The following is a 22,217-nucleotide window of genomic DNA, read 5'->3' on the forward strand; positions in this document are numbered from 1 at the left end:
ACGGAGACTGTCCCGGAGGCGCGGTTGGCTCCTGCCTGCCCGTGCCGGGGGGCAGCCTGCATGTCTGCCGCCTGCCCTCGCCCTGAGCGGAGTTGATTGCCCACCCCGGACGGCCTCTTTAGGATGCGCCCGCGATGAGCGACGAAGTGCTGGCGGGCCGCTACCAGTTGGAACAGGAACTGGGGCGAGGAGGAATGGCCACGGTCTTCCTGGCCATGGACCTCCGCCTGTCGCGTCGGGTGGCGGTGAAGGTGATGCACCCGGGCGAGGACGGCCGCCGCAGCGAGCGCTTCCGCCGCGAAGCCGAGCTGGCCGCTTCGCTCAAGCACCCCAACGTGCTGGAGGTCCATGACTTCGGCGAGGACGCGGTGCGTGGCCCGTTCCTCGTGTGTGAGTGGGTCCAGGGCGAGAGCCTGCGCGAGCTGGCGCGGCGGCTCGCGCCCGTGCCCCCCGAGGTGGCGGCCGTGCTGGGCTGGGAGCTCGCCCGGGCGTTGGAGGCCGCGCACTCGCGCGGCGTGGTGCACCGCGACGTGAAGCCGGAGAACGTGCTGGTGTCGAAGGGCGGCCCGCTGAAGCTCGCGGACTTCGGCATCGCCGCGCTGGCCGACCAGGAGCGGCTGACGAGCACCGGCGCCGTCACCGGCTCGCTGGCGTACATGGCGCCCGAGCGCATCGACACCGGCGCCTGGTCGCCCGCGTCGGACGTCTACGCGGTCGGCGTCATCCTCTTCGAGCTGTGTACCGGCACGACGCCGCACGCGGGGCAGGGGAGCGCGCACCTCGCCGTCTCGGTGATGACCCGGGATGCGCCGCCGCTGTGCGAGGTCGCCCCGGGGACACCCGAGCCCTTCGGTGCGCTGGTGGACCGGTGCCTTGCCCGGGACCCGCGCGCGCGTCCGGTGGATGGCGTGGAGCTGGCCGCGTGCCTGGAGGCGGCGGTGCAGCAGCTCGTGGGACCTCCCTCCGAGGCCTCGCGGCGCTTCTTCCTGGGGCCGGAGGCGTATGCCGCCGGTTGGCGGGAAGCCCGGTTCCAGCGGCTGTTGACCGAAGGGCGCGCGCTGCTGTCGACAGGGGAAGGTGCGAGGGCCGCGCGGCTGCTCAACGAGGCCCTGACGCTCAAGCCCGGTTCCTCCGAGGTGCTGGCACTCCTGCGCGCCCGCCCGAAGTCGGGACGCGCGAAGTCGGGACGCGCGAAGGTGCTCGGCGGGAGCGCCCTGCTGGTGGGCCTGCTGGGGGCTCTCGTGCTCTGGGGATGGCACTCGCGGGGGGACGCCACGTCCGGGATGACGTCGGAAGCCCCCGTCGTGCGTCCGCCGGCGGAGGCCGCGGCGCTCCCGGATGAGCAGAACTCACCGGAAGCGATGCTCCAGGACCCACGCACCGATGCGTTGGAGCCCGCCCCGCCCGAGCCACCGACCTTTCCGCCGATTGCCGCGCGCGCCAGTCGAACGGAGGCCGTGAGCGGAGGGGTTCCCCGACGCGGGGGCACCTCCGTGCCAGCGGGCACGAAACGCGGGCCTCCTCGCTCCGACCGGAGCCTGCCAGCCGCCCCGGGCTCCGAAGCCGTGGCGTCCGAGCCTCCGGCTTCGGATGCCCAGGGCCCCGCGACGCAAACCTCTCCTCCCACCGGGACACCGCCGCCCCAGGCACAGGGGTACGCCACGCTGAGCGTGGTGACACGCCCGTGGGCCGAGGTGTTCGTGGACGGGCAGAGTCGCGGCTACACGCCGCGCGTGCGCGAGGTGCGCCTGACTCCCGGCACGCACCGGCTGCGCTTCGACAACCCGCTGTGTGACGTGCTGGAGGAGGACCTCCACGTCGCCGCGGGAGAGACGGTGAAGCGAGAGCTCGTCCTCCAGGTGCGCAAGGCCGAGGTGGTCATCTTCGCTCCCGAGGGCGCACGCGTCTTCGTCGACGGGACGCAGGTGGGCGTGGCCCCGCTGCGAGAGCCCGTGAAGCTCACGCATGGGAGCCATGTCTTCTCGGCCCGGGGGGCCGCGGGGGAGATCATCCGGAAGGACTTCGACGTGGTGGCCGGTGAGCGGACGGAGGTGGACCTGGGTGGGGGACCTTGACGGGACTCCTCCTGACCCTGGTGCTGGCGGCCTCGCCCTCACTGGAGCCCGCTCGCGAGGCGTACCAGTCCGGCGAGCTGCCTCGCGCGCGGAGCCTGCTCGAAGCGCTGCTCCAGCCCCTCCAGTTGACGGACCCCACCGAAGAGGCCGAGGCCCATCTGCTGCTGGCCGCCACGTACCACGCGCAGGAGGACACGGAGCGCGCGGAGGCCGAGGTGGTGCGGGCACTCGCCGCGAACCCGGACGTGAAGCTGGACCCGCTGGTGTACCCGCCGGACTTCGTCGCCTACGTCGAGCGCGTGCACGTCCTCCATCAGCAGCGCATCTCCGAGCTCTCCGCCGGGCGCCGCACTCCTGCCGTGGCCCCCTGGCATTCCACCACCCCACAACCCTCCCCGGCCCAGGTCGCACGCATCGCGGACCGGCCCGTGTCGCGAGGCTGGTACCTGGTGCCCTTCGGCGTCGGCCACTTCAAGCACGGCCAGCGCACGAAGGGCACCTTCCTGGCGGTGACGCAGGGGGTGGCCTTCACGGTCTCCGCCGCCTCGCTGGGCGCGGCGCTGGCGCTGCGCGGCCCCGACGGGCTGTACAGCGCCGGGGACGCGAGCGCGGCCCGAGGCTTGAACGTCACCTACCTCGTGGGGGCGTATGCCTTCGCGGCGCTCTACGCATACGGCGTCCTGGACGGGTGGCTCCTGGACCCCGAGCCACCCGCCTCACGCGGCCCTCAGGGCTGAGTCGGCGGCGCGGGGATGACGGTGAAGACCATCTGCCCGCCGCACGAGGTGTTCTCGAAGCAGCCGGCCCGCATCACGTAGTGCCCGGTGCCACAGGCTGGCACCCGGTAGCGGAGCTTCGAGCCCGCGCCCTTGCAGTCGTCGTCATTGGCGGCCACCTCCAGCCCATCCGGTCCCAGCAGGCGCAGGTAGGTGTCATTCGTCGCGACCGCTGTCGGCAGCCCGCAGGTGCCCATCTCCAGAATCTGCCCGGCCTGGAGATAGATGCCCGTGTCCTTCGTGGCCTGATTCGCGGAGTCCGTGCCCGTCGCGGTGTAGACGACGTACTTGTGCGTGGGGGGCAGGCTGGGGCGCTCGCAGATGTACGGGAAGTACTCGTTGCAGGGGATGTCGTTCCAGCCGCCTCCTGGAATGGAGCCGGCGGGCGGCACGTTGTTGAGGGCGCAGTGCTCGATGCCGCCGGAGTTGTTGGGCTCGTACTGGCGCCAGTGGAGGTAGCCGCTCGGCGTGCCGTCCGCCCACGTCCAGGTGCCCGGCTGCGAGAGGTCGCTGTAGCCGATGAACGACGCGCGCCCGGAGGGCACCTGCTGCTTCAGCCAGGTGTCTTCCGCGCCGTCATCGATGGTCACCAGGTCGAAGCCCCGGCTCGTGCAGTCGTTCCGCGCCTGGGTCCAGGGCTTGCGCGTCCCATGGAACGAGTAGTCGTGCCCGTTGAACTGCGCGTAGACCGGCTGGAGGCTCTCGCACACGAAGGTCCGGGAGACGGAGCAGGGCGCGTCGTGCCACCCGCCAAACGTGTTGATGAAGAGCCCGCAGTCCTCCGTGGCCTGGCCGTTGTTCGGTTCACCCGGGTTCCAGTGGACGTAGGCGGACGGGTCTTCCGACCAGACCCAGGTGCCCTCGCTGTCGCGGTCGTTGATGCCGAGCCACCACTCCGTGGACGGGGTGGCCATCTGCGCCTTCAGCCACAGCTCCTCCGCCGCGTCGTTGAGGGTCACCATGCCGTAGCCCATGTCGGCGCAGGCCTTCTGGGCGTCGGTCCACGTCGCGGTCGACGTGGAGATGAAATACGTGTGGCCGCCGTAGTAGCTCAGCCCCTGCCGTGCCGTGCCCGAGGACTCCGGGCTGCCCGCCATCGGCTCGGCGGCACCCAGGCCCTCGGTGCCACAGCCACACAGGGTGGCCACGCTCAACACCAGGGCGAAGCCGGACTTCGCCCATGACTTCCCAACCACGCGCTTGCCGCTCATCGTCTTGTCTCCTGGGGTGGGTGCGACATTCGCCAACCGCTGCGAATGACCGACCCCAGGGCAAGGGCGGTGCCAGGAGCCTCCACGGGCCCGAAGTCACGCGATTCCGCGCGGTTGGGCTCGCTCCGGAGTCATGGCGCGCGGCGTCCCGGAGGGAAACGTGCCAGGGCTGGCACGCGGGGAACTCCTCCAGAGGGGACAGCCGTGTCAGCCCGTTGCTCGCCACTCTCCTTCGAGCAGCGAGAGGATGACGCTGTCGCTGAAGCCCGCCCCCTCGACGAGGCTCTCGCGCAGCAGACCTTCGCGCTGGAAGCCGGAGCGGGTGAGCACTCGCAGCGAGGCGGCGTTGCGCGGGTCCACCCGGGCCTCGATGCGGTGGAGCCGCATCTCCTCGAAGCCGAAGCGCAAGAGGGTGGGCATCACCTCCTTCATCACCCCCCGGCCCCACTGGTCGAAGCGGAGCACGTAGCCCACCTCGGCGTGCCGGTCCGCCTGGCTCCAGTGGAAGATCCCCGCGGAGCCGATGGGGGTGTCGTCGCCGCGCTCGCACAGCAACCAGCGGAAGCCTTCGCCACGGGACGCGGTCTCGAGGTCGCGCGCGAGCTTCTGCTGCGTCTTCTCGATGCCTTCGGTCGCCGAGAACCCGATGTACCGCGACGTCTCCGGATGGCCGTAGATGCGGGAGAGCGGACCTGCATCCTCCAGCCGGGGCTTGCGCAGTCGCAGCCGCTCGGTGGTGAGCTCCGGGTAGGTGTCGAAGTAGTGGGTCTGCATGGCGCGGCACTCTAGCCCGCCGTCGGCCGATTCCGGCCGGACATGCGCTGTGCACTGCTGGTGAAGAGCTTCCCCCGGGTTGCGCGGGGCCCGTCGGGGGGATAGGGAAGGGGCCTCGTATGTCTGTGACCGCGGAGCTGCTCGAAGCCGTCCGGGAGGAAGCGCGTCCGGACACCTGGTCCGCTGGCATGGGGCTCGCTCGCGCGGGCGCCGTCTCGGTGCAGTCCGTCGGAGAAGAAGAGGCCGTGCTGCGCGTGCGCATCGCCGGCCGGCCGGCGCCCCTGACCACCGTCCTCTACCCGGAGGATGACATCTGGGAGTGCGACTGTCGTGGCAAGGTGGACCCCTGCGAGCACGTCGTCGCCGCGGCCATCGTCCTCCACCACTCGACGACCCAGCGCGCGCCCGTGCAGCGCGCCCCGGCGCGGCCCACCCCCGCGAACCGGCTCGCGCCCTCGCGGCCTCCGGTGGCACAGGCGGCGGCCCCGCGCACCGGTGCGGCGCCGAAGCCGGAGCGCATGGTGTACCGCTTCAAGCGGATGGACGGAGGGCTCCAGCTCGAGCGGCTGCTGGTGCGTCCGGACAACACCGCGCGGCTGCTCGCGCGCAGCCTGGCCTCGGTGGTGGCGAACCCGGTGGAGGCGGCGCGAATCCAGGTGGAGCCGTGGGATGTGCTCGCGGACAAGCTGCTGCTGAAGCCGACGAAGGGCGCGCTGCCGCCCGAGCGGCTCGACGCGCTCCTGCGCGTGCTGGAGCCCGCGCGCACCATCATCTTCGACGGCACGCTGGTGTCCGTCTCCAGCGAGCCGCTGCTCCCGCGTGTCACCGTGGAGGACCGCGGCGAGCAGACGGTGCTCAAGGTGGAGAAGGACCCGCGCGTCACCGACGTGGTCAGCCCCGGCGTGGCGCTGTGCGGGGACATCCTCTGCAAGCTGGGGGAGCAGGCCCTCACCGGCGCACGGCTGGAGAAGCTGCCCCAGGAGCGCGCCTTCTCGCCCGAGCAGATGGGGGACCTCACCGGGAAGGTGCTGCCGGATTTCGCGCGCCGCATGCCGGTGGATGTGAAGAGCCAGCGGTTGCCGCCCATCGACCGCACGCTGAAGCCGCGCATCTCCCTGGAGCTGAACCAGCTCGACTCCGGCCTCTCGGTGCTGCCCACGCTGGTGTACGGCTCGCCGCCGTCGGTGCGCATCGACAACGGGCGCATGGTGTACGTGAATGGCGCGGTGCCCGTGCGCGACGAGGCCGCCGAGCAGAAGCTCATCCACGGTCTGCGCGACGAGCTGAACATGGTGCCCGGCCGCCGCGTGACGGTGCAGGGCAGGGAAGCGGTGCAGCTCGCGGACCGGCTGCGGCGTTGGCGCGGCGGCCTCACCGGAGACGCGGCGCGCGTGGTGAGCCCCAACGTGAAGCTGCGCCCCACGCTGTCGGTGGACACGGGCGCCACCGAGGCCGGCGTGCCGCGCGTGGGCTTCTCGTTCGACTTCCAGGTGGAGGGCGCGGAGTCGGGCGCGCCGAAGACGGTGGATGCGGGCGCGGTGATGCGCGCGTGGGAGGAGGGCCTGGGGCTGGTGCCGCTGGAGGGCGGCGGCTGGGCACCGTTGCCCGGCGCGTGGCTGAAGCAGCACGGGCAGCGCGTGGCGGACCTGCTGGCCGCGCGCGGCTCGGACGGGCGGCTCGCCAACCACGCCATCCCCCAGCTCACCGGCCTGTGCGAGGCGCTGGAGCACCCGTCTCCGCCCGGGCTGGAGCGGCTGGCGCCCCTGGCCCAGGGCTTCGAGAAGCTGCCCGACGTGCAGCTCCCGAAGGACCTCACCGCCACGCTGCGCCCCTACCAGCTCCAGGGCGTCAGCTGGCTCACCTTCCTGAGGCAGGCGGGCCTGGGCGGCGTGCTCGCGGACGACATGGGCCTGGGCAAGACGCTGCAGACCATCTGCACGCTGGGCCCGGGCACGCTGGTGGTGGCCCCCACCAGCGTGCTTCCCAACTGGGAGGCGGAGGTGAAGCGCTTCCGTCCCTCGCTGAAGGTCTCCGTCTACCACGGCCCCGGCCGCGCCCTGGACGAGGCCGCCGACGTGACGCTCACCACCTACGCGCTGCTGCGCCTGGACGCGGAAGTGCTCGGGGCGAAGACGTGGGACACCGTGGTGCTGGACGAGGCCCAGGCCATCAAGAACCCGGACAGCCAGGTGGCGCGCGCCGCGTACGCCCTGCAGGCGCAGTTCCGGGTCGCCCTGAGCGGCACGCCCATCGAGAACCGGCTCGAGGAGTTGTGGAGCCTGATGCACTTCACCAACCAGGGGCTGCTCGGCGGGCGCAAGCAGTTCGACGAGCGGTGGGCCCGCCCCGTGGGGGACAACCAGAAGGGCGCCGCCGAGCAGCTCCGGGGGCGCATCCGGCCCTTCGTGTTGCGCAGGCTCAAGCGGGACGTGGCCCCCGAGCTGCCGCCGCGCACCGAGTCCGTGCGCCACGTCACCCTCAACGAGCGCGAGCGCGCCGTCTATGACGCCGTGTACGCCGCCACGCGCGAGGAGGTGGTGTCGCAACTGGAGGCGGGCGGCAACGTGCTCAAGGCGCTGGAGGCGCTGCTGCGACTGCGGCAGGCGGCCTGCCACCCGGCGCTGGTGCCGGGCCAGCAGGCGAAGTCGTCCTCCAAGGTGGAGGCGCTGCTGGAGGCGCTCGGCACGGCGGTGGAGGAGGGCCACAAGGCGCTCGTCTTCTCGCAGTGGACGTCCATGCTGGACCTCATCGAGCCGGCCCTGCGCGAGGCGGGCATCGGCTTCATCCGGCTGGACGGGAGCACGTCCAACCGGGGCGCCGTGGCCGCTTCGTTCCAGGACCCGAAGGGCCCGCCGGTGATGCTCATCTCCCTCAAGGCGGGCGCCACGGGGCTCAACCTCACGGCGGCCGACCACGTCTTCCTCGTGGACCCGTGGTGGAATCCTTCCGTGGAAGCGCAGGCGGCCGACCGGGCGCACCGTATCGGCCAGCAGCGGCCGGTGATGGTGTACCGCCTGGTGTCCCGGGGCACGGTGGAGGAGAAGATCCTCACCCTCCAGGAAAAGAAGCGAGCGCTCTTCGAGTCCGCCCTCGGTGGCGCCGACGGGGCCGCGGCCATCACCCGGGCGGACCTCATGCAGCTGCTCGACTGAAGTGTCTTCTAGCGCTCCAGAACGAGCGAGCCGGGGCCGGAACCGGGTAGAATGACCGGCCATGCGCCGCCTCATAATTCCATTGTGGCCCCTCCTGCTCCTCGCCGCCTGCAAGGAGGATCCCCCAAACGCGCAACAGGCTGCCGTGAAGTTGATCGTCTCCTTCAACTTCAAGGCTGGCTGTATCGCCGTGCAGGCCCGCGACAAGGACGTGCCGGAACGTGAGTTCAGCATGCAGCTGGACTCAACGGACCCAAAGCTTGCGGACCGGGAGCTGGTCATCAGCATCTTCCGGCAGGACGACTGGGGCCGGAATCTGGAAATCATCACCGCCGCGCACGAGGAGTCGTGCGACGGGGCCAAGGTGGTGAGCGACACGAAGACGGTGCCGCTGGACACGGCTGGCGTGAGAGAGGTGAAGGTCGCGCTGAACGCCACGGATGGCGACGGTGACGGGTACGTGCCCACGGCGATGGGCGGCACGGACTGCGATGATGATAACGCCAACGTCGCGATGCGCACCTTCTACCGGGACGGTGATGGGGATGGCTACGGCGGCGCCGACATGGTCCGGGGCTGCACGGCGCCTTCGTCCCAGTACGTAGCCCGGGGCGGCGACTGCAACGACACGAGCACCGAGCAGGCGCCAGGCAGGTCCGAGGTGTGCGACGGCCTGGACAACGACTGTGCGGGTGGCGTCGACGACCGTCTGCCCCAGCTAAGCTTCTACAAGGACGGGGACGGGGACGGCGTCGGGGCGGGCCCGGTGATGACGGGCTGTGCCATTCCAGCCAATCACGTGGCGTCCGGTAACGACTGCGATGACACCGACATCCAGATCAAGCCTGGGTTGACGGAGACGTGCGACGACAAGGACAACGACTGTGCTGGCGGCGTCGACAATGGCCTGCCGGTGGCTACGTATTTCCGGGATGCGGATGGCGATACCTTCGGCAAGGACTCGGACTCGCTGCAGAAGTGCAGGATGCCCACGGGATACGTGACCAACAACACCGACTGCGATGACACCGCGTTTGCGGTGAATCCCAACGCGACGGAGGTGTGCAACGACGTCGACGACAACTGCCGCAGCGGCACGGACGAGGGCTTCAACAAGTCGTGGTACCGGGACGTGGACGGGGACGGCTTCGGGCGTCAGGACGTCCAGGTAACGAGCTGCACGCAGCCCGCGGGCCATGTGGCGCCGACCGCCAACTTCGACTGCGATGATGGCAACATCGCGGTGAAGCCCGGGGCCCCGGAGCTGTGCAACGAGGTCGACGACAACTGCGTGGACGGTGTGGATGAGGCCTTCACCACGGGAATGACCCGGAAGGGCGCCGCCTGCGGCGTAAGCCCGTGCACGGGTATCTATGTGTGCAATGCGGCGAAGGACAACACCACCTGCAACGCACCCACGCCTATCAACTACTACCCCGATTCGGACGGGGACGGGGACGGAGCCAGCGCCGCCGCTGCTTCAGTTTTCTGCTCCGACCAGCCCGCGCCACCCAACGCATCGACCTCGAAAACGGACTGCGACGACGCGGACAAGTACAACAGGGGCAACAGCACCGAGGTCTGCGACCAGCGTAACAACAACTGCGACCCCGGGGGATTGGTAGACGAGGGCAACGTCTGCATGGGCGCTGGCTGGAATGCGCTGACGGGCACGACGATTGACGGCCGCAACTGGAACACGGTGGCCATCAACAAGGACAGCGCCACCGGCTACCCCGTGTGGATTGCTGGAGCCAACGGTGCACTGGCTCGCCGCGCCAGCGCGGGCGACCCGTTTACGAGCTTCGATGCGACGTGTGGCACCCCCAATTGGAACTCAGCCTGGGTGAGCAGTGATGGAAGTGTGTTCCTGGTGGGCAGTGGGGGGCAGGTGGCCCAGCACAACGGAACCAACTGCGCCCAGATGCACACGCTGACGAGTGGCAGCAACGCCACGGGCATCATCGGCTTCGAAGGAGCGACGCCGTTGCGCTACGTGGTGGATGAAACGGGGCACTTGTATTCCTGGACGTCGAACACTGCTCCAGTGGAAGTGGACGACAACGCTGGCTTCTACAGAGACGTCCATGGGTTCGACAGCTCACAGGTGTTCATCGCGGGCCAGAACCCGGGATCGGGTTCCAGCAGCGGTCCTCTCATGGAGACCTTTACCGGCGGGGCGGACACCAGCACCATGACAGTGCCGGGGTCGAACAATTCCAGCTTCCGGAGCGTCTGGATGGTGTCGCCTGGGCTCGCGTACGCGGTGGGAGACAACTCGAATATCGTGAGATTGCAAGGCACGACTTGGTCGGCCCTGACGCCTCCGGCGTCCGCCAACTATACGAGTGTCTGCGCGCCGGACCGCTCATCGGTCTACGTCACGGATGCCGCAGGCGCCATTCGTCGCTACAGAGAGGCCCCAACGAACACGTGGACGCCGCTGTACACCCCCGGGTCCGCGCTCCCGCTCAAGGACATCGCGCTGGTCTCCCCGACCAGCATCTGGGCCGTGGGTCCGAACGGGCGCGTCCTCCACTTCCCGGAACTGCCGTAGCGCTCCCCCCGGAATCCCTGTGATTCCGGGCACCTGGAGAGGCCCCGGGAAAATCGACCCCCGTGTCGATCTCCCGGAGCCTCGTTCGTCGTCTCGGTGAAGCCAGGAACCCGAATCCCAGCGAACCCGGAAGGGAGCACCCCATGACGACGGACACGACGCTCAGCGCGGATGCAGTGGCAACCCACACCTCGAAGTCCTTCGCCCGGCACCTGCCGACGGTGGGGAGGGTGCTGCTCGGCATCCTCCTCTTCGTCCCCGGGCTGAACGGCTTCCTGAACTTCCTGCCGCCGCCCCCGACGGCCCTTCCCGAGTTCGCCGAGGCGCTCATCAAGACGGGCTACATGTTCCCGCTCATCAAGGGCACCGAGGTCCTCGTGGGCGTGCTGCTGCTGACCAACCGCTTCGTGCCGCTCGCGCTGGCCCTGGCCGCGCCGGTGGTCGTCAACATCGTCGCCTTCCACGCCTTCCTGGCGCCGGAGGGGATGGTCATCCCCATCGTCCTCCTGGCGCTGAACCTCTCCCTGGCGTGGTCGTACCGGAAGCTCTACCGCCCCATGCTCGCCCTGCGCGCGAAGCCCGGGTAGGCCTCGCGGCGCAGCGCCTGACCGCCCGCTAGCGCTTGGCGTCCGCGAAGCAGGGGCCCAATTCGCGCACCTCGACGGTGGCCCACTCGGCCGCGGGGCACTCGTGGGCAATCGCGAGCGCCTCCTCCCGCGTCTTGCAGTCGAGCAGGAAGATGCCGCCAATCATCTCCTTGGCCTCGGCGAACGGGCCATCGTTCACGATGCGCTTGCCGCCGCGCACGCCGATGCGCACCGCGGAGTCGTCCGCGCGGAGCGACTCACCCGCCCTGAGGATGCCGCGGGATTGCAGGTCACCGCTGAAGCGGACCATCCGGTCCATGGCGTGATGTGCCTCCTCCTGCGTCCTCTCCTGCCTCTGTCCCCGGGGCTCCAGGATCATCAACGCGAACGCCATTGAGCGCTCCTTTCGAGGGGGCGGATCCTACCTCAGCGGTCTGACAAATCCTCGGAGTTCTGCCGGGTGGCTCCGTGAAGCCTCCGGGTTCTCAGGACTTCTCAGCACCCTGGGCGAGCAGCCGCGAGAGCAGGGTGGACAACATCTCCAGCTCCGCGGGCTTCAGCTGGGAGAGCTCCTCCGGAGGGGCGTACAGCCCTTCCAGCAATTGACGCTTCAGGCGCACGCCCTTCGTGGTGAGCACGACGGAGCGGACCCTGCGGTCCTCCGGGTTCGGCCGGCGCTCCACCAGTCCGCGCGTCTCGAGCCGGTCCACGATGAAGGTGGCGTTGGAGGCATCGCAGTCCCAGGCCTCCGCGAGCGAGCGCATCGTGCGCCCCACGGTCGCATCCAGCCCGCCCAGCCCGCGTGCATCGTTGGGAGTGAGCCCGAGCCGGCTCAGGAGGCGGTCTCGCCGCGGCCGCGTGCGCATGAAGAAGTCGAAGAGCAGGCGCCAGGCCTGTGCCTCCAGCCTCTCCTGCTCTCCATCCCCCGAGCGTGCCATGGGCGCTGTCTCTCAAGTTCCCGGGGAGAGCGCCAGCGTCATCTGTCTCGACCACGGTTCGCATGAGTCATGCAGATGCCCGGGCCGTGGGCCGGGTGGCGGCCTCGGGGTTGCGTCTCACCGCGCCCGGAGACACGCCGATGAAGCGCTTGAACGCACGGCTGAACGCCGCCTCGGACTGGTAGCCGAGGCGGCTCGCGAGCTCACCGAGCCCGGCCGTGTCCTCCCTCAACCACGTCACCGCCACGTGCATCCGCCAGCGCGCGACGTAGTGCATCGCGGGCTCACCGACGAGCTCGGTGAAGCGCGCCGCGAAGGCCGAGCGTGACATCGCCACCTCCTTCGCGAGCGAGGCCAGCGTCCACGCGCGCGCCGGGTCCCGGTGGATGAGCATGAGGACCCGGCCGAGCTGCGGGTCCTGGAGCGCTCCGAGCCACCCCTTCCGCGCGGCGGGGTCCTGCTGAATCCACGAGCGGATGGCCTGGACGATGAGGATGTCCGCGAGCCGGGTGATGACGGCCTCCACGCCCGGGCGCAACGCCTTCGCCTCGGCCGCCATCAGCCGCAGCGTGCTCTCCATCCAGTCCACGTGGGGCGAGCTCGCGGCGTCCAGGTGAATCACCCGAGGCAGGAGCCTGACCACCGCGTGGGCCGCGGGATGGTCGAACCGGACGGCGCCACAGACGAGCGTGCTCGGCGCGCCGCCGCCACCATGCCGGAGGACGGAATAGCGCTCGCTGACCTGCTGCTGCGGAAGCTCATGGGCCAGCGGCGTGGGGACGCGGGGCCCGGTCCAGAGGCGATGGCCCTCGCCGTGCGTCACGAGCGCGAGGTCCCCCGGCCGCAGCCCGACGGGCGCGGTGCCTTCGACTTCGAGCGAGCACGCGCCGGACGTGACGACGTGGAACCACATGCACCCGGGCATGGGCGGCAGCGCGAGTCCCCAGGGCGCGGTGAGCTCCGACTGGCAGTAGAAGCTGCCCGTCATGCGCAGGAAGTGCAGCGCCTCGCCGAGCGGGTCCACGGGGGCCCAGAGCTGCTTGTCCACCATGGGCGGAGCATGCCCCCGGCGGGACGAGAGCGTCCAGCGCGCCGCCTGGACGAACGAGCATGAAACCGCGACTGCCGGTCATTGAGGCCGGCGGGCCCGGGCGACATCTTGCGTGAAGGCAATCAAGCCCGAGGGAATCGTGATGAAAGTCCTGGTGGTGGGTGCAACGGGAGGTTCCGGACGCGCGGCAATCGAAGTGCTGCTGTCCGAGGGGCATGACGTGACGGCCTTCGCCCGGCGGCCGGAAGCGCTCGGCGTCTCGTCGCCGCGGTTGGCCGTCGTCACGGGGGATGCGACGAGCCCCGCCGACGTCGAGCGCGCGGTGCAGGGACAGGACGCGGTGATTGTCACGCTCGGCATCCGCGAGAATCCGTTGACGGTCCGGATGCGCGGCAGCGCGCGGACGCCGATGGACGTGCGCTCGGTCGGAACGCGAAACGTCATCTCCGCCATGCGAAACCACGGCGTCCGCAAGCTGGTGGTGCAGACCACGTACGGGGTGGGGGAGACGCGGGGCCGGCTGTCGCTCAAGTGGAAGCTGCTGTTCTCGCTGCTCCTGAAGCCGCAGATTGCCGACACCGAGCTGCAGGAGCGCGAGGTGCGCGAGAGCGGGCTCGACTGGGTGCTCGCGCAGCCCGTGGGTCTGACGGATGGGGCCGAAGCGGCTGCCCCCTTCGCCTCCCCGGCGGGAGAGGCCCGGGGGATGAGTGTCTCGCGGAGGAGCGTCGGCCGTTTCCTCGTCGAGGCGGCGCAGAGCGCGAAGTACATTGGCAGGTCGGTGGCCCTTTCGGCCGCGTGAGGTTCGCAATGCCCACAGGTGTCCTCCTCACATTGACCTGGCTGTCGGCGCTCGGCTCGGGCGTGGTGGCCGGGGTCTTCTTCGCGTTCTCCTCGTTCGTGATGAGGGCCCTCGCCCGCCTGCCACCCGCGCAGGGCATCCTCGCGATGCAGTCCATCAACGTCGTGGCGGTGACTCCGGCCTTCATGGCCGTGTTGTTCGGAACGGCGTTGGCCGCGCTGGCGGTCGCGGTCTCCGCGTTGTTCTCATGGGAAAGGCCCGGCGCGCTGTACCTGCTGCTGGGAGGCGCGCTGTATGTGATTGGCGTCGTCGCGGTGACGGCGGTGTTCAACGTTCCCAGGAACAATGCGCTCGCGGCCGTGGACCCGGCCCAGGCGGACGCCGCCCGCCTGTGGACGCTCTACGTGTCGGGCTGGACGGCCTGGAACCACGTGCGAACCGTTGCGGGGCTCGGAGCCACGGTGTCATTCATCCTCGCGCTCCGGGCCCGAAGCTCAGGGTGACGGCGCGAAGCGGACGTCCACCCAGTAGTTGGTGTCCTTGTAGCTGCTCGCGGGGAAGCCGCCCGCGCCGTAGACATAGACGCCGTTGCCGCCCACGCTCGCGCTGGCGGGGGCCGTCAGGTTGCCGCTGGTGACGGCGCTCGCGAGTCCCGAAGGGTCTCTGGCGAAGAGGCCATTCGACGTGTGGTACGAGGCCACGTAGAGCGTGTTCGCGCTGATGGGGACGGGCGTGGGCAGGACGGCCTCCTGCCACCCGGGAATGGGGCCGTCGCTCACGGAGACCTGGGCCAGCAGGGTGCCCGTGCCGGTCCAGAGGCGGGCGACGTAGCCGCTCGCGTTGCCCGTGCCCCGGTAGAAGCGCAGCGCCTGGAGGGTGCCGGGGACGTTGCTGCGGAAGCGCACGCCCACCTCGACGGCGCGGGTGTCCGCCTCCTCCACGGCGTTGGCGGGCGCGCGGTCGCCGAAGAGCGTCTGGCTCCAGGGAAGGATGAGCGTGGCCACCACGGGCCGGTGGTCCGACTGCGACGTCGCGCCCACCACGGCCGCCGTCACGGGCGACGTCCACGCGGAGCCGAGCATCACGTAGTCGATGCGGCGGGTGGGGAAGCCCGCGTCATGGGTATAGCCGTTGCCCGAGCCACCGCGCGTCCAGGCGTCGGAGAGCAGCGTCTTCAGGCTGGTGATGCCGGACTCGGAAGGGGAGGCGTTGAGGTCGCCGCCGAGCAGCGCCCACGGCCTTCCCGCCAGGGCCGCCTTGACGTCGTCGGCCTGGTTGAGCCGCTCCGTGGCGCCCGTGGTTCCGAAGTGGGTGACGGCCACGGGCACCACGTGCGTCGCGTCCAATTCCACCTCCACCAGCCCGAGCACGCGCTGCTCGGCGGCGGAGCGCAGGGGGATGCGCTGCGAGGAACGGATGGGGTAGCGCGACAGCACCGCGAGGCCGTACTGCCCGCCGTCGTAGCTGAGCAGCGACGGGACGAAGGCGGAATTCAACCCCGTGAGCTGCCCCAGCCGCGTGGCCTGGTCCACCTTGCCCGAGCGGTTGGTGAGGACGTCCACTTCCTGGAGCACGACGAGGTCCGGTGACTGGCCCTTGATGACGTTGGCGATGCTGTCGAGGCTGCTCAGCTCTCCGTGCTTGATGTTGTACGTCATGAACCGCAGCCCGCCGCCCGCGGTCAGCGGCTGCGCGGACTCGGCGAGTGGGGGCGCCTCGCCCGCGGCATCCGGGGGCGCGCACCGGGGCAGGACGGCGAGGAACAGGACGGCCAGGACGGACGCAAGGGATTGCCGGAGGCGCATGGTCAGGGCTCTCGAGGTGCTGCCGTGGGCCCGGGGTGTCTTGGGACCCCGAGGGGGACGACGGCTCCGCAGGATACCTGGATGGAGAAAATCACACCGTCCGTGCGACATCTCCGGCGCACTCCCGTTATCCCCGGAGCACATCCTCGAGGGGGAGTCACAGACATGAAGGCATGGATCCTGGCCGCCACGCTGGCCTACGGGGCGCCGTCCCTGGCGCAGGGCTTCGCTTCCAAGCAGGTGAGCCACCAGTGGAGCACGAAGAGCGACGTCTCCGCGTCCGTCAACGTCACCGCGCCCGAAGGCGCCACCGGTGAGATTTCCCGGGGCGGCAAGGTCGTCTTCCGCGCGGAGATTCCCTTCCGCTGGGAGCCGCGCGACCTCGGCCCCTACCAGTTTACCATCACCAGCTCGAGCGGAGAGACCTGGTCGAAGGAACTCAACATCGAGTCCATGAAGGCCCATCAACTGCGCGTGCAGCTGACCTCCTCGTCCTCCGCGCGCGGCGGTGGCGCCGCTCCCGCTCCCGCCGCGAGCGCTCCGGCGCCCACGGACGCGCCGCCCACCGCCAACGTCGCCATCGGCCCGGAGACCTTCACCTGGGCCGTGAGCAGTGACGTGACGTGCACGGTGAAGGTGCTGGAGCCCGAGGGCGCCACCGGCGAAATCTGGGCCGGCAACCGGCTGGTGAAGCGGCTGGAGATTCCCTTCCTCTACAGCCCCAACGACGTCGGCTTCTACAAGTTCGTCGTCCGCACCGCCGACGGGAAGGTGTGGGTGAAGAAGCTCGAGGTCGAGGGGATGAAGATGCACAAGCTCACCGTCAAGGCCCTGGGCTCCGCCCCCGCCGTGCCCCAGGAGTCCGCGCCCCGCGCCGAGGCCCCGGCCCCGGCCCCGGCGCCCCAGGCCGAGGCGCCCGCACCGTCCCCCGGGCACGTCCCCGGGGCGGTGAGCGACGAGGACTTCGAGCAGCTCACCGAGGTCATCAACGACGAGGCGATGTCCGACGACAAGCTGCGAGTGGTGGAGATGGCCTCCCGCCGCGGCCGGTTCTCCGTCTACCAGGTGGGCCAGCTCGTGGACCTGTTCTCCATGTCCGGCGACAAGGTGAACGTCGTGAAGCTGCTGCGCGCGAGCATCGCGGACCGGAAGAATGCCTACCAGTTGATGAGCAAATTCACCTTCTCCTCCGACAAGGAGCAGGTGCAGAAGCTGCTCGCGGGCAACTGACCCGCGAAGCCATTCACGCGTGGAAGGTGAGCACCTCCGCGTCACCGGAAGCTCGCGGCAGCCCGTCTTCCGCGAGCTCCTCCAGCAGGGCCCGGGCCTCGCGGAGATCCGGCGAGTCCCGGTGGCGGGCGAACCGGCGATACACCGCTGCGAGGATGCGCGAGGCCGCGCCCTTCCTCCCGAGGTCCGGGAGCAGCCGGCACAGGCTCACCGTCGCGCGCAGCTCGAAGAGGTGGGCTTCCTGCTCGCGCGCCACGGAGAGGGCTTTGGAGAAGCAGGCCCGAGCCTGCTCCGCCATCCCGAGCCGTCGCAGGCACTCGCCCCGAAGGCGGTGCAGCTCGGCCTCGTAGAAGCGCTCCCCTGAAACCGCGACCCGTTTCAGCGCGGCCCGCACCGCGGCCAGTCCTTCCTCCGGCTGCTCCAGCTTCAGGTGGATCTCCGCCAGCATGGCGTAGCAGTGGGGCATGTAGACGCGGATGCCCGACCCGTGCCAGTGCGGGAGCACCATCTTCATGTGGACGAGCGCCGCCTCGGGCTGACCGAGCTCGGCCAGCGCCCAGCCCCGCAGTGCCATCACCCACGCCAGCCACAGCCGGAACCGGTGCTCGCGGCAGAGCGCCGCGCACTCCTCCGCCCACCTCGAGGCCTCTCGCCCCTCACGCCGGAGTTGGCTGACCAGCGTGCACGCGCACAGCACCGAAGCCAGCCCGTAGGGCTGTCCAATCTTCTCGGCCAGGCTCATGGCCTCCTGTTCGTAGCGCCGGGATTCGTCGGGCTGACAGCCCACCGCGGACAGGAGGCTCCCATGAACGAAGGCGGACACCCTCGAGTCGGTCCAGTTCCTCGAGGCCATCGCCCGGCGCTGCGCGACTTCGATATCGGGTTCCGCCAGCACCTCTTCGACGAGCCTCCGGCCCCCCCGGTTGTCGCCCATGACGGACAGGCAGCGGCACAGGGCCATCTTCAACCCCAGGCTCTTGTGGGTCGGCGTCCCGGCATGCTGGCGTTGCTCGAGCGCCAGATAGCGCTGGACCAGCTCCACCACGACCTCGAACCTTCCCCGGATGAGGTAGTACGTGGTGAACCCCCAGAAGGGCAGCCGGAGCCGGGGCAGCTCGTCGCCCATTTCGCGCAGCAGCTCCCGCACCCGCTCGTAGAGCTGCTCCAGCTCGGGGGAGTTGTACCGTCGGACCTGGGACATGGGTGTTCCCATGTCCATCAGCAGGTGCAGCTCCTTGCGCTCGCGCTGAGCCGCATCCGGCAGGCCGGGGAGCAGCTTCAACGCCAGGTGGAAATAGGTGAGGGCCTCCTGGTTGTCCGAACGCCGGCTGGCGCGCTCTCCCGCCAGTTGCCAGGCCTGGATGGCCAGCTCCAGATCTCCAGCCTCCGTGTGGTGGTGGGCAAGCAGCTCGGGCCTCGCCTCCACCAGCTCGGGGAAGCGCTCCTCCAGGACGCTGGCGATGTGTTGGTGATGCTTGCGTCGCGTGCTGCGCGAGAGTGACTGGTACGCCGCGTCCTGGATCAGCGCGTGCCGGAACTGGTACACGGGCGCGTCCTCACGCGGGGGCTCCTGGAGCAATCCTGCCTTCACGAGTCCGGCCAGCTCGCGTCGCAGGGTGGTCTCGTCGCGCCTCGTGAGGGGCTCGAGCAGCGTCAGCGAGAAGTCGCGTCCCACCACCGAGCAGAGCTGGACCAACGCCTTCAGGCGCGAGGGCAGCGTGTCGAGCCGGGCCAGCAGGAGCTCGTGCAGGGTGACGGGAATGGAGCGCAGGCTGTGGCCCGGGCTCGCGCCAGCGGAGGCCCGCTCCAGGACCATGCGCGTCATCTCCTCGATGAACAGCGGGACGCCATCCGTCTTCCGGACCAGCTCCCGCACCGCTTCCGCCGGCAGCTCGTGGCCGTGCGACGCCTCCCGCACCAGGTCCGCGGCGAGCTCCGCCGTGAGCCGGTTCAGCGCCATGGTGTGGAGCCAGGGATGGGGGGACCAGGCGGGCTGGAAGTCCGGCCGGGAGCTCACGATGACGAGCACCGGCTGTTCCCGGACCTCCTCCAGCAGCAGCTCCAGGAAGCGGAGCTGCGACGCGGTGGCCCAGTGCAGGTCCTCCACGATGGCGAGCACCGGGCGCTCCCGTGCCAGCTCCAGCACCAGTGCCATCAGGACCTCGATGGTCTTCTCCTGGCGCCATTCGAGCGAGAGCCGGTGCACGGGATCGCTCGCGCGGACTGGCAGGGACAGGAGCTGCGCGATGAGCTGCACGTGCGTCTCTGACAGGCCCAGGCGCCCCAGATGTTCCTGAATCCGCCGCAGCTGCTGTTCCGGTGGGTCCTTCGACGAGAGATGGAGCAGGTGCTGGATGAGCGCGGTGGCGGGGTGCCGGATGGCCGTACTGAACTGGGACCAGCACTGGAAGCGCAGCAGGTGGACCGGCTCCGTGGCGACGCGCTCGCTCAGCTCCTGGAAGAGACGGGACTTGCCGATGCCGGCCTCGCCGCTCAAGAGCACGAAGGCGCCCCGCCCGCGTCGGGCTCGCTCCCAGTCCTCCAGCAGCAGTCGCAGCTCGCGCTGCCGCCCCACCATCCGCGAGAGGCCTCCCACGGCCAGCGTCCGCTCGAACCGGGAGGGGGCTTCCCGCTCGCACCGCACCCTGTGCACGTCCAGGGAGCGTGGCCCCGACATTCCCTCGAAGACACGCGGCCCCAGCGCCTCCGTTGCGTAGGCCCCTCGCACCAGCTTCCAGGACTCGTCGCCCAGCACCACCTCACCCGGCCCGGCTTGATGCGCCAGCCAGGAAACGGCCCTGGAGGACTCCCCCTGGAGGGTGATGCGGCCGCCCCGCGAGTCCGGCGGATGCACACACAGGGACAGCAGGTCCGTGAAGATGCCCACCCGCACACTCAGCCCGGAGAGGGGCAGGTGCGGCAGCCTGCGTTGGAGCGCCACGGGCAGTTCCCGGGCGAGCAGGAGTCCCGCATGAACCGCGCGGTCCGCGTCGTCCTCCTGCACCTGGGAGCAACCGAAACAGCCGAGCACCTCGCCTGCCAGGTACCAGGTAGGGGAGCCGCCGTGGTGCCCGATGAGTTCCTCGCACGTGCGATGGAAGGCCAGGTCCAGCTCGCCCATGTCCTCACTGTCGAGCGGCTCCGGGAGGACTGAGAGGCCCGTGAGCTGGCAGGCCACCAGCGTCACCTGCCGCCGCTCGGGCGAGCACGAGCGCAGCGCAGCGGGCTCGGGCGTCAGCCGCCGCTTCAGCTCGCGGACCTCGTCACACAGCTCGTGGGCCGAAGCGAGCCGGCGGGCCGGGTCCTTGGCCAGCAGGGTGGCCACCAGGGTCTCCAGCTCGGACGGCACGTCCGGATTGTGCGCGCGCACCAGGGGCAGGGGCTCGGCGGACATCACCCGGTCGCGGAACTCGGCGAGCCGCTGCAAGGACAGGGGCGGCGTTCCGGTCAGCATCTCGTACAGCACCATGCCCACCGCCCAGAGGTCGGTGCGTGCGTCCCGCGGCCCATTCCGCCACTGTTCCGGCGCCATGTAGGCCGGCGTTCCCTCCGTGAGCAGGTGCACCTTCCTCGAGGTGTTGGCTCCCGGCAGGTTCGACAGCCCGAAGTCGAGCAACTTCACCACGCCCCGTCGGGTGAGGAAGACGTTGCTGGGTTTGAGATCCCGATGGATGACGTGGTGCTCGTGCGCGTGGGCCAGTCCCGCGGCGATGCCCTCGACGATTTCCAGCGCGCGAGGCACCGCGAGGTGCCCCTCCCGCTGCAGCATGGTCGCGAGGGACTCGCCCGACAGGTATTCCATCACGAGGAAGGGAATGGGCGGCTCCCCTGGGGAGGCGCACCACTCGGACACGTCGAAGATGTGGATGATGTTCTCGTGGTTCAGTCGGGCAATGGCTCGTGCCTCGCGCAGGATTCCCTCCTCGAGTCCCCGGAAGAACAGGAGGAACTTGAGCGCCACCACGCGCTGCAGCTTCTCGTCGTGCGCACGGAAGACGGCGCCCATTCCGCCTTCCCCCAGCCACTCCAGGATTTCGAACCGGTGGCCCTCCTGCCCTCCGAGCCGGTCGCCAGGGGCTGGCAGGTGCGCCGGCGGCTCATCCCGGAGGACCTCGCGCAGGAAGGAGTCGTCGGACTCCAGGGTGTCGTCGAGCAGGCCCTGCCGTCCGTCGTAGCTCTCTCCCACTTCTCTCCTCCCACGGAGACCGGGGAACAGCCGACTCCGGGGTAAAGGTGGGGCGCCCCCGCCGACCCGAGGAGCCCCGGACCCCGGTGGCGCAATCCGATGATTCTCTGGCGCGATCGGATTGGCGCGGGAGGGAGCCGGCCGTGACTCTTGGCGCACCGAATCTCCGGTGCGTCAAAGGATGGTTCCCATGTCGAAGGTCTGGCTCATCACTGGTAGCTCCCGCGGCCTCGGTCGCGACCTCGCGAAGGCCGTGCTGGCGGCCGGCCACCGCCTCGTGGCCACGGCGCGCAAGCCGGAGCAGCTGCGGGAGCTCGTCGAGCAGTACGGCGAGCGGGTGCTCCCTGTCGCCCTCGACGTCACCGACCCGGCGGCCGCTCGGGCGGCCGTCGCCGCGGCGACCTCCACCTTCGGGCGCCTCGACGTCGTCGTGAACAACGCCGGCTACGCGAACGTGGCCTCCATCGAGGACGTGGCGGAGGACGACTTTCGCGAGCAGTTCGAGACGAACTTCTTCGGGGTCATGCACGTCACGCGCGCGGCGCTGCCCGTCATGCGCGCGCAGCGGGATGGGCACATCATCCAGATTTCCTCCATCGGCGGGCGCACGGGGAGCCCCGGGCTGGGGGCCTACCAGTCCGCGAAGTGGGCCGTGGAGGGCTTCTCGGAGGTGCTCTCCAAGGAGGTGGGGCCGCTCGGCATCCGAGTGACGCTCGTCGAGCCCGGGGGCTTCCGCACCGACTGGGCAGGCGCTTCGATGCGCGTGGACCCCGTCAGCGACGCGTACGGGCCGACTGTCGGCGCCTTCATGGAGAACGTCCGCAAGCACGCTGACGCCGGTCGCGGCGACCCGGCGAAGGCCGCGCGCGCCATCCTCCAGATTGCCTCGGAGAAGCAGCCGCCGCTCCGGCTGCTGCTCGGCTCCGATGCCGTGTTCCTCGCGGGCACCATCGCGGCGCAGCGCGCGGAGGATGATGCCCGGTGGAAGGCGCTGAGCCTGTCGACCGATTACGATGGCATGGTGGACTTCGCCGAAACCCCCGTCGCCAGGATGCTGGTCGCGAAGAGGAGCTGAC

16 protein-coding genes are annotated in these 22,217 nt (G+C 70.1%); 9 read left to right on the forward strand and 7 right to left on the reverse strand.

Going from position 1 to position 22,217, the window contains the following annotated elements; translation table 11 throughout:
• The first annotated feature begins 134 nt into the window (after positions 1-134).
• Positions 135-2,075: a serine/threonine-protein kinase gene (locus OV427_RS42495; protein WP_267861946.1), complete on the forward strand. Its 1,941-nt coding sequence runs from the start codon at positions 135-137 to the stop codon at positions 2,073-2,075.
• On the forward strand, positions 2,072-2,812 hold the full coding sequence (locus OV427_RS42500; protein ID WP_267861947.1) for a tetratricopeptide repeat protein: 741 nt from the start codon (positions 2,072-2,074) through the stop codon (positions 2,810-2,812). The genes OV427_RS42495 and OV427_RS42500 overlap by 4 nt, the downstream gene beginning before the upstream one ends.
• Here the strand turns inward: OV427_RS42500 and OV427_RS42505 are convergent.
• Together OV427_RS42505 and OV427_RS42510 are read right to left on the reverse strand one after the other, a co-directional pair.
• Positions 2,803-4,062 (reverse strand): lectin-like protein, encoded by a 1,260-nt coding sequence (locus OV427_RS42505; RefSeq protein ID WP_267861948.1) that lies wholly within the window; start codon positions 4,060-4,062, stop codon positions 2,803-2,805. The genes OV427_RS42500 and OV427_RS42505 overlap by 10 nt on opposite strands.
• A 207-nt stretch (positions 4,063-4,269) precedes the next feature.
• Positions 4,270-4,836 carry a GNAT family N-acetyltransferase gene (locus OV427_RS42510; protein ID WP_267861949.1) on the reverse strand — a complete coding sequence of 189 codons (567 nt, stop codon included), beginning with the start codon at positions 4,834-4,836 and terminating at the stop codon, positions 4,270-4,272.
• 119 nt (positions 4,837-4,955) lie between these two features.
• Here OV427_RS42510 and OV427_RS42515 point away from each other — a divergent pair, with 119 nt between their 5' ends.
• The 3 genes from OV427_RS42515 (at position 4,956) to OV427_RS42525 (ending at position 11,132) form a co-directional block, all read left to right on the forward strand.
• Positions 4,956-7,988, forward strand: coding sequence for a DEAD/DEAH box helicase (locus OV427_RS42515; protein ID WP_267861950.1), 3,033 nt, complete (start codon positions 4,956-4,958; stop codon positions 7,986-7,988).
• Positions 7,989-8,133: 145 nt separating this feature from the next.
• The gene (locus OV427_RS42520; protein WP_267861951.1) at positions 8,134-10,545 is read left to right on the forward strand and encodes a putative metal-binding motif-containing protein; all 2,412 of its coding nucleotides are present in this window, start codon (positions 8,134-8,136) and stop codon (positions 10,543-10,545) included.
• A 143-nt stretch (positions 10,546-10,688) separates the two neighbouring features.
• Positions 10,689-11,132, forward strand: a complete 444-nt coding sequence (locus OV427_RS42525; protein WP_267861952.1) for a DoxX family protein — start codon at positions 10,689-10,691, stop codon at positions 11,130-11,132.
• A gap of 28 nt (positions 11,133-11,160) precedes the next feature.
• On the opposite strand, the gene OV427_RS42530 is transcribed toward OV427_RS42525, so the two are convergent.
• The 3 genes from OV427_RS42530 to OV427_RS42540 all read right to left on the reverse strand — a co-directional run bounded on the left by OV427_RS42530 (position 11,161) and on the right by OV427_RS42540 (position 13,121).
• Complete coding sequence (locus OV427_RS42530; RefSeq protein ID WP_324290028.1) at positions 11,161-11,526, reverse strand: YciI family protein; 366 nt, start codon at positions 11,524-11,526, stop codon at positions 11,161-11,163.
• A 91-nt stretch (positions 11,527-11,617) separates the two neighbouring features.
• Complete coding sequence (locus tag OV427_RS42535) at positions 11,618-12,070, reverse strand: MarR family winged helix-turn-helix transcriptional regulator (RefSeq protein ID WP_267861953.1); 453 nt, start codon at positions 12,068-12,070, stop codon at positions 11,618-11,620.
• Between the two features lie 67 nt (positions 12,071-12,137).
• Positions 12,138-13,121, reverse strand: coding sequence for an AraC family transcriptional regulator (locus OV427_RS42540; RefSeq protein ID WP_267861954.1), 984 nt, complete (start codon positions 13,119-13,121; stop codon positions 12,138-12,140).
• Positions 13,122-13,263: 142 nt separating this feature from the next.
• On the opposite strand from OV427_RS42540, the gene OV427_RS42545 reads away from it, so the two are divergent.
• Together OV427_RS42545 and OV427_RS42550 are read left to right on the forward strand one after the other, a co-directional pair.
• A complete protein-coding gene (locus tag OV427_RS42545; RefSeq protein ID WP_267863564.1) occupies positions 13,264-13,920 on the forward strand; it encodes an NAD(P)-dependent oxidoreductase in 657 nt (218 codons plus the stop codon).
• A gap of 8 nt (positions 13,921-13,928) precedes the next feature.
• Positions 13,929-14,423, forward strand: a complete 495-nt coding sequence (locus tag OV427_RS42550; RefSeq protein ID WP_267861955.1) for a DUF1772 domain-containing protein — start codon at positions 13,929-13,931, stop codon at positions 14,421-14,423.
• Here the strand turns inward: OV427_RS42550 and OV427_RS42555 are convergent.
• On the reverse strand, positions 14,415-15,725 hold the full coding sequence (locus tag OV427_RS42555) for a DUF4082 domain-containing protein (protein ID WP_267861956.1): 1,311 nt from the start codon (positions 15,723-15,725) through the stop codon (positions 14,415-14,417). The genes OV427_RS42550 and OV427_RS42555 overlap by 9 nt on opposite strands.
• Before the next feature lie 165 nt (positions 15,726-15,890).
• On the opposite strand from OV427_RS42555, the gene OV427_RS42560 reads away from it, so the two are divergent.
• Positions 15,891-16,955 (forward strand): DUF4476 domain-containing protein, encoded by a 1,065-nt coding sequence (locus OV427_RS42560; RefSeq protein WP_267861957.1) that lies wholly within the window; start codon positions 15,891-15,893, stop codon positions 16,953-16,955.
• Between the two features lie 13 nt (positions 16,956-16,968).
• Here OV427_RS42560 and OV427_RS42565 read toward each other — a convergent pair whose 3' ends face one another.
• Positions 16,969-21,141 (reverse strand): protein kinase domain-containing protein, encoded by a 4,173-nt coding sequence (locus OV427_RS42565; RefSeq protein ID WP_267861958.1) that lies wholly within the window; start codon positions 21,139-21,141, stop codon positions 16,969-16,971.
• Positions 21,142-21,331: 190 nt separating this feature from the next.
• Here OV427_RS42565 and OV427_RS42570 point away from each other — a divergent pair, with 190 nt between their 5' ends.
• Positions 21,332-22,216: an oxidoreductase gene (locus OV427_RS42570; protein WP_267861959.1), complete on the forward strand. Its 885-nt coding sequence runs from the start codon at positions 21,332-21,334 to the stop codon at positions 22,214-22,216.
• The last annotated feature ends 1 nt before the right edge of the window (position 22,217 follow it).

The sequence above is a fragment of the Pyxidicoccus sp. MSG2 genome, from assembly GCF_026626705.1.
Lineage (GTDB): Bacteria > Myxococcota > Myxococcia > Myxococcales > Myxococcaceae > Myxococcus.

Bases quoted from the DNA above. Each gene is read 5' to 3' on its own strand.
- OV427_RS42510 (WP_267861949.1), bottom strand. From the start codon at position 4,836: ATGCAGACCCACTACTTCGACACCTACCCGGAGCTCACCACCGAGCGG.
- OV427_RS42505 (WP_267861948.1), bottom strand. From the start codon at position 4,062: ATGAGCGGCAAGCGCGTGGTTGGGAAGTCATGGGCGAAGTCCGGCTTC.
- OV427_RS42555 (WP_267861956.1), bottom strand. From the start codon at position 15,725: ATGCGCCTCCGGCAATCCCTTGCGTCCGTCCTGGCCGTCCTGTTCCTC.
- OV427_RS42540 (WP_267861954.1), bottom strand. From the start codon at position 13,121: ATGGTGGACAAGCAGCTCTGGGCCCCCGTGGACCCGCTCGGCGAGGCG.
- OV427_RS42560 (WP_267861957.1), top strand. From the start codon at position 15,891: ATGAAGGCATGGATCCTGGCCGCCACGCTGGCCTACGGGGCGCCGTCC.
- OV427_RS42495 (WP_267861946.1), top strand. From the start codon at position 135: ATGAGCGACGAAGTGCTGGCGGGCCGCTACCAGTTGGAACAGGAACTG.
- OV427_RS42545 (WP_267863564.1), top strand. From the start codon at position 13,264: ATGAAAGTCCTGGTGGTGGGTGCAACGGGAGGTTCCGGACGCGCGGCA.
- OV427_RS42525 (WP_267861952.1), top strand. From the start codon at position 10,689: ATGACGACGGACACGACGCTCAGCGCGGATGCAGTGGCAACCCACACC.
- OV427_RS42570 (WP_267861959.1), top strand. From the start codon at position 21,332: ATGTCGAAGGTCTGGCTCATCACTGGTAGCTCCCGCGGCCTCGGTCGC.
- OV427_RS42515 (WP_267861950.1), top strand. From the start codon at position 4,956: ATGTCTGTGACCGCGGAGCTGCTCGAAGCCGTCCGGGAGGAAGCGCGT.
- OV427_RS42550 (WP_267861955.1), top strand. From the start codon at position 13,929: ATGCCCACAGGTGTCCTCCTCACATTGACCTGGCTGTCGGCGCTCGGC.
- OV427_RS42530 (WP_324290028.1), bottom strand. From the start codon at position 11,526: ATGGCGTTCGCGTTGATGATCCTGGAGCCCCGGGGACAGAGGCAGGAG.
- OV427_RS42535 (WP_267861953.1), bottom strand. From the start codon at position 12,070: ATGGCACGCTCGGGGGATGGAGAGCAGGAGAGGCTGGAGGCACAGGCC.